Raw genomic sequence first — 14855 nt, 5'->3', positions numbered from 1 at the left:
AACGTGCGTGTATCGTGACAATTTTTCGTCAGAGTAAATAACAAAATTCGGCAAGCGTGTTTAAAAGGTGAGGTAGATCACTAAGAATGGAGAGATATTTACCGTGATACATAAACTTTCATATGCAGAGCATGAATAAATATAAAGATATTGCTTTATTTTATGTCGGGTAATTTATTTGCTATTAGTAAAAGCAGTAAGACGTATTAATAATATAAAAATCGCTTACCCCGAATTACTCAGGGTAAGCGTGATAGTTAAGCAAGAATTACAGCGGTTGGGTTTGCGCTTCAACCACGGCAAGCGCCACCATGTTGACGATACGACGCACTGACGCGATCGGTGTTAACACGTGAACCGGTTTCGCCACGCCCATCAGCACCGGGCCGACAGTGACACCTTCCGAGCTGGAAACGCGCAGTAAGTTGTAACTAATACGAGCAGCTTCCATGTTCGGCATCACCAGAATATTAGCGGAACCTTTCAGGGTGCTGTCCGGCATACGGTCGTTGCGAATCGCTTCTACCAGCGCCGCATCACCGTGCATTTCGCCATCAATCATCAGCTCAGGCGCACGTTCCCTGACCAGCTCCAGCGCTTTACGCATTTTGCTCGACGACGGGCAGTTGGAAGAACCGAAGTTGGAATGCGACAACAGAGCAACACGCGGCTCAATACCGAAACGACGGACAGTTTCTGCCGCCATCAGCGTGATCTCCGCCAGCTCTTCTGCGTCTGGGTCATCATTAACATAGGTATCAGCAATAAAGGTGTTACCACTCGGCAGCAACAGCGCGTTCATTGCGCCTGCGGTGTGAACGCCATCGCGATAACCAAAGACATTTTTCACTACGCTAAAGTGTTCGTGATAATCGCCCACCGTTCCGCAGATCATCGCATCGGCTTCACCACGCTGAACCATGATCGCACCGATCACCGTCGGGTTACTGATCAGCGCACGTTGTGCCTGTTCCTGAGTGACACCACGACGCTTCATGATCTGGAAGTATTCGCTCCAGTACTCTTTAAAGCGTGGATCGGATTCGTTATTGACGATCTCAAAATCAACGCCCGCTTTGATCTGCAAGCCCAGTTTCTGAATACGCATTTCGATCACGTTCGGACGGCCAATAAGGATCGGTTTTGCCAGTCCCAGGGTTACCAGTTCCTGCGTCGCATGCAGAACGCGCGCCTCTTCCCCTTCCGGCAGAACGACGCGCTTCGGCGCTTTGCGAGCCTGGGAGAATATCGGCTTCATAAACAGGTTGGTTTTGTAAACGAACTCGGTCAGCTTGTCGATGTAGACGTCAAAATCGGCAATCGGGCGCGTCGCCACGCCGGACTCCATTGCCGCTTTGGCGACCGCTGGGGCGATCTTAACGATCAGGCGCGGATCAAACGGTTTTGGAATGATGTATTCAGGGCCAAAGCTCAGATCCTGATCGCCATACGCAGAAGCCACCACTTCACTCTGTTCGGCATGGGCCAGTTCCGCAATCGCGCGGACTGCCGCCAGTTTCATCTCTTCATTGATAGCCGTTGCGCCAACATCCAGCGCGCCTCGGAAGATGAACGGGAAGCAAAGCACGTTGTTAACCTGGTTCGGATAGTCGGAACGACCGGTACAGATGATGGCATCCGGACGCACTTCTTTCGCCAGCGGCGGCAGAATTTCCGGTTCCGGGTTCGCCAACGCCAGGATCATCGGCGCGCGGGCCATTTTCTTCACCATTTCCTGAGTCAGCACTTTCGGGCCGGAACAACCAAGGAAAATATCCGCGCCTTCAATCACATCGTCGAGGGTACGTTTGCCGTCATCCACCACCGCGTAAGCCGCTTTGGTTTCCGCCATGTTCGGCTCACGGCCCTGATAAATAACACCTTTTGAGTCGCACACCACGATGTTATGTTTTTGCAGACCCAGCGCCACCAGCAGGTTCATACAGGCAATTGCCGCTGCGCCCGCACCAGAAACTACCATCCGTACGTCGGAGATATTTTTCTCTACTACGCGTAATCCGTTGAGAATGGCGGCGGTGCTGATGATTGCCGTCCCGTGCTGATCGTCGTGGAATACCGGAATGTTCATCCGCTGGCGCAGTTTCTGTTCAATATAGAAACATTCTGGCGCTTTAATATCTTCGAGGTTGATACCGCCGAAGGTTGGCTCAAGCGCGGCGACCACTTCGATAAATTTGTCCGGGTCGAGTTCATCAACTTCGATGTCAAACACATCTATCCCGGCGAATTTCTTAAACAGAACGCCCTTACCTTCCATCACCGGTTTGCCTGCCAGCGCGCCAATATTACCCAACCCCAGCACCGCCGTACCGTTAGAGATAACTGCCACCAGGTTACCGCGCGCGGTATATTTGTAGGCGTTTAACGGATCTTTTTCGATTTCAAGACAAGGCGCGGCGACACCCGGTGAATAGGCCAGCGCCAGATCGCGCTGGGTTGCCAGAGGTTTGGTCGGAGAAACCTGGATTTTTCCTGGTACAGGAAATTCATGGAAATCAAGTGCACTTTGTTTTAACTGCTCATCCATTTGGTTGTTCCTTTCACGTAACGTTCACAAAAATAGGTGTGGGCAACTGCCTCAGCCCACAACGTGGCGCACATTATTACCTTGCCGGAGCTTCGAGACTCTGAGCAAGCCCAAACTCTCCCCCATCAAATAATGTTTTGGTAATAATCCCATAACACTGATGTTACCTGCTTCATCCAGCAATACCATGCCTGTCTGCTATGCTTTTTTGATGCGTTTAGCGAAATTTCTCAGAAGTGTGAATTAACGCACTCATCTAACACTTTACTTTTCAAGGAGTATTTCCTATGAACGAGTTAGACGGCATCAAACAGTTCACCACTGTCGTGGCAGACAGCGGTGATATTGAGTCCATTCGCCATTATCATCCCCAGGATGCCACCACCAATCCTTCGCTGTTACTCAAGGCTGCCGGTTTATCACAATATGAACATTTAATAGACGATGCTATTGCCTGGGGTAAAAAAAATGGCAAGACCCAGGAACAACAAGTCATCGCGGCCTGCGACAAACTGGCAGTCAATTTCGGTACAGAAATTCTCAAAATCGTACCCGGTCGCGTGTCGACAGAAGTTGACGCACGCCTCTCTTTTGACAAAGAAAAAAGTATCGAAAAAGCACGCCATCTCGTGGAGTTGTACCAACAACAGGGCATTGAGAGATCTCGCATTCTGATCAAGCTGGCCTCCACCTGGGAAGGAATTCGCGCAGCAGAAAAACTGGAAAAAGAAGGCATTAACTGCAACCTGACGCTGCTGTTTTCCTTTGCTCAGGCACGGGCCTGTGCAGAAGCGGGCGTTTTTCTGATTTCGCCGTTTGTAGGTCGTATTTATGACTGGTATCAGGCGCGCAAACCGATGGACCCGTATGTGGTAGAGGAAGATCCGGGTGTCAAATCTGTGCGCAACATCTACGACTACTATAAGCAGCATCGCTACGAAACCATTGTGATGGGTGCCAGCTTCCGTCGTACCGAACAAATCCTCGCCTTAACCGGATGTGACCGTCTGACCATCGCGCCGAATTTGCTGAAGGAGTTGCAGGAAAAGGTTTCGCCAGTGGTTCGCAAACTGATCCCGGCATCGCAATCCTTCCCTCGCCCCTCCCCGATGAGCGAAGCGGAATTTCGTTGGGAGCACAATCAGGATCCGATGGCGGTAGAAAAACTGTCTGAAGGCATCCGCCTGTTCGCCGTTGATCAACGCAAACTGGAAGATCTTCTTGCCGCCAAATTCTAAAACCAGCCACGGAGTGTTTTATGTCCCGAAAAGACCTTGCCAATGCGATTCGCGCGCTCAGTATGGATGCGGTGCAAAAAGCCAATTCCGGTCATCCCGGCGCGCCGATGGGCATGGCCGATATTGCCGAAGTGCTGTGGAACGACTTTCTCAAACATAACCCCACCGATCCGACCTGGTATGACCGCGACCGCTTTATTCTTTCCAACGGTCACGCCTCGATGTTGCTCTACAGTTTGCTACATCTGACTGGTTATGACCTGCCGCTGGAAGAGCTGAAGAACTTCCGTCAGTTGCATTCGAAAACCCCAGGTCACCCGGAGATTGGCTATACGCCAGGTGTTGAAACCACCACCGGTCCACTTGGACAAGGTTTGGCGAACGCGGTTGGACTGGCGATAGCGGAGCGCACGCTGGCAGCGCAGTTTAACCAGCCGGATCATGAGATTGTCGATCACTTCACCTATGTGTTTATGGGCGACGGCTGTCTGATGGAAGGTATCTCTCACGAAGTCTGTTCACTGGCAGGAACGTTGGGACTCGGCAAGCTGATCGGCTTTTACGACCACAACGGTATTTCGATTGATGGTGAAACCGAAGGCTGGTTTACCGACGATACGGCAAAACGGTTTGAAGCCTACCACTGGCATGTTGTCCACGAGATCGACGGCCACGATCCGCAAGCGGTGAAGGAAGCGATTCTTGAAGCGCAAAGCGTGAAAGATAAACCATCGCTGATTATCTGCCGCACGGTGATTGGCTTTGGTTCGCCTAATAAAGCGGGTAAGGAAGAGGCCCACGGTGCTCCGCTGGGCGAAGAAGAAGTCGCGCTGGCACGGCAAAAACTGGGCTGGCATCATCCACCATTTGAGATCTCCAAAGAGATTTATCACGCCTGGGATGCCCGCGAAAAAGGTGAAAAAGCCCAGCAGAGCTGGAATGAGAAGTTTGCCGCTTATAAAAAGGCCCATCCACAACTTGCAGAAGAGTTTACTCGCCGAATGAGCGGTGGTCTGCCGAAGGACTGGGAGAAAACCACTCAGAAATATATCAATGAGTTGCAGGCGAATCCGGCGAAAATCGCTACCCGTAAAGCGTCGCAAAATACGCTTAACGCCTACGGCCCTATGCTGCCGGAGCTGCTTGGCGGTTCGGCGGATCTGGCCCCAAGTAATCTCACCATCTGGAAAGGGTCTGTGTCGCTGAAGGAAGATCCCGCAGGGAATTATATTCACTACGGGGTACGCGAATTTGGTATGACTGCTATTGCCAACGGCATTGCACACCACGGTGGCTTTGTGCCGTATACCGCAACGTTTCTGATGTTTGTTGAATACGCCCGTAACGCCGCGCGGATGGCGGCACTGATGAAAGCGCGGCAGATTATGGTTTATACCCACGACTCAATTGGTCTGGGCGAAGATGGTCCGACGCACCAGGCGGTGGAGCAACTGGCAAGTCTGCGCTTAACGCCGAATTTCAGCACCTGGCGACCGTGCGATCAGGTGGAAGCGGCGGTGGGCTGGAAGCTGGCGGTCGAGCGTCACAACGGGCCGACAGCGCTGATCCTCTCAAGGCAGAATCTGGCACAGGTAGAACGAACACCGGATCAGGTAAAAGAGATTGCTCGTGGTGGTTATGTGTTGAAAGACAGCGGCGGCAAGCCGGATATCATTTTGATTGCTACCGGTTCAGAGATGGAAATCACCCTACAGGCCGCAGAGAAACTGGCGGGAGAAGGTCGCAATGTTCGCGTGGTTTCCCTGCCCTCGACCGATATTTTCGACGCCCAGGATGAGGAATATCGCGAGTCGGTGTTGCCTTCTAACGTTGCGGCCCGCGTGGCGGTAGAAGCGGGTATAGCCGATTACTGGTACAAATATGTTGGTTTGAAAGGGGCGATTGTCGGAATGACGGGTTACGGGGAGTCTGCTCCGGCGGATAAGCTGTTCCCGTTCTTTGGCTTTACCGCCGAGAATATTGTGGCAAAAGCGCATAAGGTGCTGGGAGTGAAAGGTGCCTGATGCTGATTGCCGGATGCGTCTTATCCGGCCTACATGTCCACGCCATGATGTTTAACGGGTGATCCACAACGTGGGCCAGGCGTCTGGCCCATGCCAGTTATCGCAGGTCGGTTCTGCGGCGTAACGCACCAGGCGAAAACGCTGGCCGTCAAAACGCCAGCGCGCCTGAATGCCACAATCGCTTAATCCGCGACCTTTCGCTAAGGTCACCAGTTCACGCGTTTTTTCATCAAATGTTGCGTTCATCAACTCCAGTTCATTCGTCTCCTGACCGTTGTTGAACGGCAAACGTAACCGTACCGGCCGCGAGGCCAGTGGCTTTTTACGCGATACAATCCATGCCAAATCAATGGTGTTATAAGCACCTGCCTCACAGCTAATCATCATTAATGCTTTATCATCGGTCAGTGCCGTAACGCTCACTTCACGACGCAACGGATCAAGCGAGCAGCGCAGACCATTCATCCGCCAGTTACCATAATCCAGCAAATCGTTACGTTCTTCGAGTGAGAGTGGTGTCGGCGTTGGGTTAACCACCGCGACCTCTTTCAGCGCAGGCGCGGGCGGTACGCTGAGCGGCGGTTCGTCCCCTTTCTTTATCCACGCGGTTTCACTGCCAACGCGCTTTTGCTGGGCATCAATAAACAACAACGCCGCTTTTAAGCCATTTAAAGAAATGGTCTGATCGCCATCGCGTAAGGTGATTGCCTTCCCTTCCTGAATCATCTGCAAAAACGCGGTGATGGTTGCCGTATCATCGGTTACTAATAACCATGGTGAAATCCGCCACTTGTCACCACTTAACGCCAACGGCTCACCATCTAACAGCAGCCGTGGCGCTATTTCCCCTTCCGACACATCCGGTGATTTCAACCCGCCGCGCTCAATACGTAAAACGGCGTCGGTATGCGCCCCGGCGCTGCGGCTCAGGGTCATCACCAGTCCATTATGATCGCCAATATTGCGTGCCACACAGAAGTTTTGGTTATTACAGGTGACCTGCCAGTCGGAAAACGCCCGTTGCGCTGGTGCCGCCCACGCCAAAGACGTCGGCAACAAAGCGAAAAAAAAGAGAAGAAAAATGCGATAGCGCATGGACGGTACGACCCCAGAAGTTCAAACAAACAGCACAAGTCGTATCTTCGTTGCGCAGGTAGCGCGGCTCAATCGGATTTATCGGATTGAGCCAATAATAAACAACGAAATATTATTGTTATTTTTCAGTCCATTAAATGTGACGTTTGCAAATAGTTAAGCAATAACACCGTCTTACCGTCACGTATCTCGCCGGTTTTGATCATCTCCAGCGCCTGGCTGAACGGCAGCTCGAGCACTTCAATATCTTCATCTTCGACACCGCCACCGGCGTTAGCGCGCTGATTGTCACTGTATTCGGCGATAAAAAAGTGGATTAGCTCAGTCACACCGCCTGGCGACATATACAGTTCAAATAATTTGCGCACTTCGCCCACTTCATAGCCCGTCTCTTCAATCGCTTCTTTGCGAATACAGACTTCCGGTTCGTCGTTATCCAGCAGCCCGGCGCAGGTTTCAATCAGCTGCCCGCTTTCATTGCCATTAACCCAGGTAGCGACGCGGAACTGACGAATCAGAACTACGGTCTTTTTCTTCGCGTTGTAGAGGAGGATCGTCGCACCATTACCGCGATCGTAAACTTCACGTTTATGGCGGATAACTTCGCCATCTTTGCGCGTGAGATCGTAAGTAATGTTGTGCAGGGTGAAATAGTTATCGGAGAGAATTTTGTCTTTAATGAGGGTGATTTGTTGCGTCATACCGACTCCACAGCGCGAAATGAACAATTATCTTACGCTGTGAAGTCGGGTTTGTCTGCGTAGGCTATCAGTGAGATTTAACTGATTTTATGCCTAGCCAGTCAATGATCCCCTGTGCCGCATGACGTCCTTCTGCCATTGCGGTAACCACCAGATCCGCGCCACGCACGGCGTCGCCACCGGCGAAGATTTTCGGATTGGTGGTCTGGTAACGGTACTGGCTTTCAACGTCCGCCACGATGCGGCCCCACTTATCCACCGTTACACCGTGCGACTCCAGCCACGGCATCCCGTGCGGGTTGAAGCCAAATGCCATGATCACCGCGTCGGCTGGCATCACAAATTCACTGCCCTCAATCGGTACCGGACGCCGACGCCCTTGTGCATCCGCTTCGCCAAGACGCGTGCGCAGGAAACGAATCCCGCAGACGTGACCTTGTTCATTCAGCTCAATCGCCACTGGCTGAACATTAAACTCGAAGTTCGCCCCCTCTTCGCGGGCGTTCTTCACCTCTTTTTTCGAACCTGGCATGTTGGCTTCATCACGACGGTAGGCACAGGTGACGTTGCTCGCGCCGTGGCGCAGCGCGGTACGCACACAGTCCATCGCGGTATCCCCACCGCCCAGTACTACCACATTCATCCCGGCGGTATTAATAAACGGCTCTTCCGGTAGCTCTTCTAGTCCCATCACCTGTTTGGTGTTGGCAATGAGGAACGGCAGCGCGTCATAAACGCCCGGCGCATCTTCATTAGGTAAACCCGCTTTCATGGAACGGTAAGTGCCGACGCCAACGAAGACCGCATCGTATTGTTCCAAAAGCGAACCCAAAGAGACATCTTTACCCACTTCACAATTGAGTTCGAAGTGAATCCCCATCGCGCTGAAGATTTCCCGACGGCGTGCCAGCAGGGATTTATCCAGTTTGAAAGAAGGAATGCCGAAAGTGAGCAAGCCACCGATTTCGGGATGGCGATCGTACACCGTCACCGCCACGCCATTGCGGGTCAGAACATCCGCACAGGCCAGCCCTGCCGGCCCCGCGCCAATAATCGCCACTCGCTTGTCGACTTTGGTGACATGACTTAAGTCTGGACGCCAGCCTTTCGCCAGCGCCTGATCCGAAATGTAGCGTTCAATATTGCCGATAGTCACCGCACCGTGCTCATCGCGAATAGTACAGGCACCTTCGCACAGACGGTCTTGCGGGCAGACGCGTCCGGTAATTTCCGGCAGGGTGTTGGTCTGGTGAGAAAGCTCAACGGCGGCGTCGATGTTTCCAGATTTCACCAGTTCAATCCATTGTGGAATGTGGTTATGCAACGGGCAGGTCCATTCACAGACGCTATGCTCGCCGCACTTCAGGCAGCGCGAGGCTTCCCGTTGTGCCTGGTCGGCACGAAACGGCAGATAAATTTCATCAAAACCAGTTTTGCGCGCTTCAATCGCCAGTTTATCCGGCTCGCCACGCGCGGGCGTTGCCTGCATTTGCTCGACTTTACTCATTACCGGCATTTCTTGTGCCGCGGTACTGGCATGCCACGGTTGATGTTCCTGGCGCGCGGTGCGCAGGCGGCGGGATTTCGCCATGCCGGAGAGTGCAGCGTCAGTGACCAGTTGCAGCGCGTCCGCCGGGCAATTCTCGACACAGGCAGGGCCGTTTTCGCGCCCTGCACACAGGTCGCATTTATGCGCGGTGGCTTTAACTTTACCCTCCGCGACGGGCGTCAGGACGATTTGCATCGTACCAAATGGACAGGCCACCACGCAGGATTTACAGCCAATACACTTTTGCTGATTGACCTGAATGCTGTCATCAACGTGGCTGATCGCGCCATTAGGGCAGCTACGGGCGCAGGGCGCATCTTCACAATGGTGACAAGTCACTGCGCTACGTTGCTGCTGATGTTTAATAACCGTAATTCGGGGGTGGAAATGGTGCTGACTCAACACGTGTTGCTCATCATTGTGAGCCATCACACAGGCCACTTCACAAGCATGGCACCCCAGACATTGCTGACTGTTGGCCATAATAAAACGATTCATAACGACCTTCTTTTTTGGTTGTAAAAACCTTATTCTTTATATGAGTGTTGTTATTACCCGACTTAGACGGGGATCGGCAATGTTCATGTGCCCAGAACAAGTAACTATTTCGCTATAAACTGTGGCAGATCAAATAATCTCATCGCTTATCAAATTGCGTTTCAGCGAGCTGTAACATTCATTATTTTATGTGGAGAAGACGCGTGTGATTGTCAAACGCCCCGTCTCGGCCAGTCTGGCCCGGGCCTTTTTTTACATTGTGCTGCTGTCGATTCTTTCCACGGGTATCGCTCTGCTAACTCTGGCGAGCAGTTTGCGCGACGCTGAGGCTATCAATATTGCCGGATCGCTGCGTATGCAGAGTTATCGTCTGGGTTACGATCTGCAAAGTGGCAGTCCACAGCTTAACGCACACCGCCAACTGTTCCAGCAGGCACTGCATTCACCGGTATTAACCAATCTCAACGTCTGGTATGTGCCAGAGGCAGTAAAAGCCCGCTATGCGCATCTGAATGCCAACTGGCTGGAGATGAATAATCGGCTCATCAAGGGTGATTTGCCGTGGTATCAGGCCAATATTAATAATTATGTCAATCAGATAGACCTGTTCGTGCTGGCTTTGCAACACTACGCTGAACGCAAAATGCTGCTGGTGGTGGCGATTTCGCTAGCTGGCGGTATTGGCATTTTCACGCTGGTCTTTTTTACTTTGCGCCGCATACGCCATCAGGTGGTAGCCCCGCTGAATCAACTGGTTACCGCCAGTCAGCGTATTGAACACGGGCAGTTCGACTCGCCGCCGCTGGATACCAGCCTGCCCAATGAACTGGGCCTGCTTGCAAAAACCTTTAACCAGATGTCGAGCGAGCTGCATAAGTTGTACCGCTCGCTGGAAGCGTCAGTAGAAGAAAAAACTCGCGATCTCCACGAGGCCAAGCGTCGCCTGGAGGTGTTGTATCAGTGTTCGCAGGCACTGAACACCAGCCAGATTGATGTGCATTGTTTCCGCCATATTTTGCAGATTGTTCGCGACAATGAGGCTGCTGAATATCTGGAGCTGAACGTTGGGGATAACTGGCGGATTAGCGAAGGGAAGCCAAACCCTGAGCTGCCAATGCAGATTTTACCGGTCACCATGCAAGAGACGGTTTACGGCGAGTTGCACTGGCAAAATAGCCACGTGTCATCATCAGAACCGCTACTTAACAGCGTTTCATCGATGCTGGGACGCGGTTTGTACTTTAATCAGGCGCAGAAGCATTTTCAGCAGTTGCTGTTGATGGAAGAACGCGCGACCATCGCCCGCGAACTGCACGACTCGCTGGCCCAGGTGCTTTCTTATTTACGTATCCAGTTGACGTTACTGAAGCGTTCGATACCCGAAAATAACGCCACTGCACAAAGTATCATGGCCGACTTCTCCCAGGCGCTGAATGATGCTTATCGGCAGTTACGCGAGCTGTTAACCACTTTCCGACTGACGCTACAGCAAGCGGATCTTCCCTCTGCGCTGCGTGAAATGCTGGATACATTACAAAACCAAACCAGCGCCAAACTGACGCTCGACTGCCGTCTGCCAACCCTGGCGCTGGATGCGCAGATGCAGGTGCATTTGTTGCAAATTATTCGCGAAGCGGTGCTGAACGCCATGAAGCACGCCAACGCCAGCGAAATTGCCGTTAGCTGCGTCACCGCGCCGGATGGCAATCACACAGTTTATATTCGCGACAACGGTATTGGCATCGGTGAACCGGAGGAACCCGAAGGCCATTATGGTCTGAATATCATGCGCGAGCGCGCGGAAAGATTGGGTGGGACGCTGACTTTTTCGCAACCTTCCGGCGGCGGCACGTTAGTGAGTATTAGCTTTCGCTCTGCGGAGAGCGAGGAAAGCCAGCAGATATGATGCTGCCTACTATTCATTAAATACTGGCATTTTAGGTTCAGTATAAAAGGGCATGATAATTTACATTATCTCCTTTTTTTCTCCACGATTGGCTCGTACCTTGCCGCTACAGTGAAGCAAGGCATGCCCATAACGATACGCAGAACTACGAGGTCCTCTTTTAATGGCGAATTTCTTTATTGATCGCCCCATTTTTGCCTGGGTGCTGGCAATTCTGTTGTGTCTGACAGGAACCCTGGCCATTTTCTCATTGCCCGTTGAACAGTACCCGGATCTCGCGCCCCCCAACGTGCGAGTGACCGCTAACTATCCTGGCGCGTCAGCCCAGACGCTGGAAAACACCGTGACCCAGGTTATCGAGCAGAATATGACTGGTCTCGATAACCTGATGTATATGTCATCACAAAGCAGCGGTACTGGACAGGCGTCAGTAACGCTCAGTTTTAAAGCTGGTACAGATCCGGACGAAGCAGTGCAACAGGTGCAGAACCAGTTGCAGTCGGCCATGCGTAAACTACCGCAGGCGGTGCAAAATCAGGGCGTAACGGTGCGTAAAACCGGCGATACCAACATTCTGACCATTGCCTTCGTCTCAACCGATGGTTCGATGGATAAACAGGATATTGCCGATTACGTTGCCAGTAATATTCAGGACCCGTTAAGCCGCGTGAACGGCGTTGGTGATATCGACGCTTACGGTTCGCAATATTCGATGCGTATCTGGCTGGATCCGGCAAAACTGAACAGTTTCCAGATGACCGCCAAAGATGTCACTGACGCCATTGAGTCGCAGAACGCACAGATTGCGGTTGGGCAGCTTGGCGGTACGCCGTCTGTCGATAACCAGGCACTCAACGCCACCATTAACGCCCAATCACTGTTGCAAACGCCAGAACAGTTTCGTGATATCACTCTGCGGGTAAATCAGGACGGTTCGGAAGTGAAACTGGGTGATGTCGCCACCGTCGAAATGGGAGCGGAGAAATACGATTATCTTAGCCGTTTCAACGGTAAACCAGCCTCGGGGCTGGGGGTAAAACTGGCCTCCGGTGCGAACGAAATGGCAACGGCAGAACTGGTGATCAACCGTCTGGATGAACTGGCGCAGTATTTCCCGCCCGGACTGGAGTACAAGGTGGCGTATGAAACCACCTCGTTTGTTAAGGCCTCCATTGAAGACGTAGTGAAAACTCTGTTAGAAGCTATCGCGCTGGTTTTCCTCGTCATGTATCTGTTCCTGCAAAACTTCCGCGCTACGCTGATTCCAACTATCGCCGTGCCGGTAGTGTTGATGGGAACCTTCTCGGTGCTTTATGCCTTCGGCTATAGCGTCAACACCTTAACCATGTTCGCGATGGTGCTGGCTATCGGCCTGCTGGTGGATGACGCCATCGTGGTGGTGGAAAACGTCGAACGTATTATGAGTGAGGAAGGACTCACTCCTCGCGAAGCCACACGTAAATCGATGGGGCAAATCCAGGGCGCACTGGTCGGGATTGCAATGGTGCTTTCTGCTGTATTTGTGCCAATGGCCTTCTTTGGCGGCACCACCGGGGCTATCTATCGCCAGTTCTCTATAACCATTGTTGCGGCAATGGTGCTGTCGGTTCTGGTGGCGATGATCCTGACTCCGGCATTGTGCGCTACGCTACTTAAGCCACTGAAAAAAGGTGAACATCACGGGCAGAAAGGCTTTTTTGCCTGGTTTAACCAGATGTTCAACCGCAACGCCGAACGCTACGAAAAAGGGGTGGCGAAAATTCTCCACCGCAGCCTGCGCTGGATTTTGATTTACGTCCTGCTGTTAGGCGGCATGGTGTTCCTGTTTCTGCGTCTGCCGACGTCGTTCCTGCCTCTGGAAGACCGTGGCATGTTTACCACCTCGGTACAGTTACCCAGCGGTTCGACTCAGCAACAGACTCTGAAAGTGGTGGAACAGATCGAGAAGTATTACTTCACCCATGAGAAAGACAACATCATGTCGGTGTTTGCCACTGTCGGCTCTGGCCCAGGGGGGAACGGGCAAAACGTGGCACGAATGTTTGTCCGCCTGAAAGACTGGAGCGAACGCGACAGTAAAACAGGCACCTCGTTTGCCATTATCGAACGTGCAACAAAAGAATTTAATAAAATCAAAGAAGCTCGCGTTATCGCCAGTAGCCCGCCTGCTATCAGCGGTCTTGGCAGTTCCGCTGGATTTGATATGGAGTTGCAGGACCACGCCGGGGCTGGTCACGATGCGCTGATGGCCGCGCGTAATCAGCTGCTGGCGCTCGCGGCGGAAAACCCAGAACTTACTCGTGTGCGCCATAACGGTCTGGACGACAGCCCGCAATTGCAGATTGATATCGACCAGCGCAAAGCGCAGGCACTGGGCGTTGCCATTGACGATATTAACGACACGCTGCAAACCGCGTGGGGCTCGAGCTATGTGAATGACTTTATGGATCGCGGTCGCGTGAAGAAAGTCTATGTGCAGGCTGCCGCGCCGTATCGCATGCTGCCAGATGACATTAACCTGTGGTATGTGCGTAACAAAGACGGCGGCATGGTGCCTTTCTCCGCCTTCGCGACCTCTCGCTGGGAAACAGGCTCGCCGCGTCTGGAACGCTATAACGGCTATTCTGCGGTAGAGATTGTCGGGGAAGCCGCCCCGGGCGTCAGTACGGGTACCGCGATGGATATTATGGAATCGTTGGTGAAGCAGTTGCCGAACGGCTTTGGACTGGAGTGGACAGCGATGTCGTACCAGGAACGACTTTCCGGAGCACAAGCTCCGGCGCTGTACGCCATTTCATTGCTGGTGGTATTCCTGTGTCTGGCTGCACTTTATGAAAGTTGGTCAGTACCGTTCTCGGTAATGCTGGTTGTACCGCTGGGAGTTATCGGCGCACTGCTGGCAACCTGGATGCGTGGGCTGGAAAACGATGTGTACTTTCAGGTTGGCCTGCTAACAGTCATTGGTTTGTCGGCGAAAAACGCCATCCTGATTGTTGAGTTTGCCAACGAGATGAATCAAAAAGGCCACGACCTGTTTGAAGCGACACTCCACGCCTGCCGTCAGCGTTTACGTCCGATTCTGATGACCTCGCTAGCGTTTATCTTCGGCGTATTGCCGATGGCGATCAGCAGTGGTGCCGGTTCTGGTGGGCAACACGCCGTCGGTACTGGCGTAATGGGCGGGATGATTTCTGCCACCATTCTGGCGATTTACTTCGTGCCGCTATTCTTTGTGCTGGTGCGTCGTCGCTTCCCACTGAAGCCTCGACCAGAATAATGACTAGTCCTGATATAAG

General features: G+C 52.5%; 8 protein-coding genes. 4 read left to right on the top strand and 4 right to left on the bottom strand.

Annotation, left to right across the window (positions count from 1 at the left end):
- Positions 1–268: 268 nt before the first annotated feature.
- Positions 269–2548: an NADP-dependent oxaloacetate-decarboxylating malate dehydrogenase gene (maeB, locus tag D9738_RS16460; RefSeq protein ID WP_130207423.1), complete on the bottom strand. Its 2280-nt coding sequence runs from the start codon at positions 2546–2548 to the stop codon at positions 269–271.
- Positions 2549–2835: 287 nt separating this feature from the next.
- On the opposite strand from maeB, the gene tal reads away from it, so the two are divergent.
- The gene (gene tal, locus D9738_RS16455) at positions 2836–3786 is read left to right on the top strand and encodes a transaldolase (RefSeq protein ID WP_130260653.1); all 951 of its coding nucleotides are present in this window, start codon (positions 2836–2838) and stop codon (positions 3784–3786) included.
- A gap of 20 nt (positions 3787–3806) precedes the next feature.
- Positions 3807–5810 carry a transketolase gene (tkt, locus tag D9738_RS16450; protein WP_130260652.1) on the top strand — a complete coding sequence of 668 codons (2004 nt, stop codon included), beginning with the start codon at positions 3807–3809 and terminating at the stop codon, positions 5808–5810.
- A 51-nt stretch (positions 5811–5861) separates the two neighbouring features.
- Here tkt and D9738_RS16445 read toward each other — a convergent pair whose 3' ends face one another.
- The 3 genes from D9738_RS16445 to aegA all read right to left on the bottom strand — a co-directional run bounded on the left by D9738_RS16445 (position 5862) and on the right by aegA (position 9653).
- Positions 5862–6905, bottom strand: a complete 1044-nt coding sequence (locus D9738_RS16445) for a DUF1176 domain-containing protein (RefSeq protein ID WP_130260651.1) — start codon at positions 6903–6905, stop codon at positions 5862–5864.
- A gap of 125 nt (positions 6906–7030) precedes the next feature.
- A complete protein-coding gene (nudK, locus tag D9738_RS16440; protein WP_000193711.1) occupies positions 7031–7606 on the bottom strand; it encodes a GDP-mannose pyrophosphatase NudK in 576 nt (191 codons plus the stop codon).
- Between the two features lie 67 nt (positions 7607–7673).
- Entirely contained in the window at positions 7674–9653 is a 1980-nt protein-coding gene (aegA, locus tag D9738_RS16435; RefSeq protein WP_130260650.1) for a formate-dependent uric acid utilization protein AegA, read from the bottom strand.
- A 205-nt stretch (positions 9654–9858) separates the two neighbouring features.
- On the opposite strand from aegA, the gene narQ reads away from it, so the two are divergent.
- On the top strand, positions 9859–11559 hold the full coding sequence (gene narQ / locus D9738_RS16430) for a nitrate/nitrite two-component system sensor histidine kinase NarQ (protein WP_130260649.1): 1701 nt from the start codon (positions 9859–9861) through the stop codon (positions 11557–11559).
- Between the two features lie 163 nt (positions 11560–11722).
- Positions 11723–14836, top strand: coding sequence for a multidrug efflux RND transporter permease AcrD (gene acrD, locus D9738_RS16425; protein WP_130207435.1), 3114 nt, complete (start codon positions 11723–11725; stop codon positions 14834–14836).
- Positions 14837–14855 lie beyond the last annotated feature (19 nt).

The sequence above is a fragment of the Escherichia sp. E10V5 genome (assembly GCF_004212315.1).
Lineage (GTDB): Bacteria > Pseudomonadota > Gammaproteobacteria > Enterobacterales > Enterobacteriaceae > Escherichia.
The sequence above is the reverse complement of the archived record's forward strand: the minus strand, read 5'-3'. Positions and strand labels throughout refer to the sequence as shown.

Coding starts and splice junctions, on each gene's coding strand:
- maeB (WP_130207423.1), bottom strand. CDS start 2,548: ATGGATGAGCAGTTAAAACAAAGTGCACTTGATTTCCATGAATTTCCT.
- tal (WP_130260653.1), top strand. CDS start 2,836: ATGAACGAGTTAGACGGCATCAAACAGTTCACCACTGTCGTGGCAGAC.
- tkt (WP_130260652.1), top strand. CDS start 3,807: ATGTCCCGAAAAGACCTTGCCAATGCGATTCGCGCGCTCAGTATGGAT.
- D9738_RS16445 (WP_130260651.1), bottom strand. CDS start 6,905: ATGCGCTATCGCATTTTTCTTCTCTTTTTTTTCGCTTTGTTGCCGACG.
- nudK (WP_000193711.1), bottom strand. CDS start 7,606: ATGACGCAACAAATCACCCTCATTAAAGACAAAATTCTCTCCGATAAC.
- aegA (WP_130260650.1), bottom strand. CDS start 9,653: ATGAATCGTTTTATTATGGCCAACAGTCAGCAATGTCTGGGGTGCCAT.
- acrD (WP_130207435.1), top strand. CDS start 11,723: ATGGCGAATTTCTTTATTGATCGCCCCATTTTTGCCTGGGTGCTGGCA.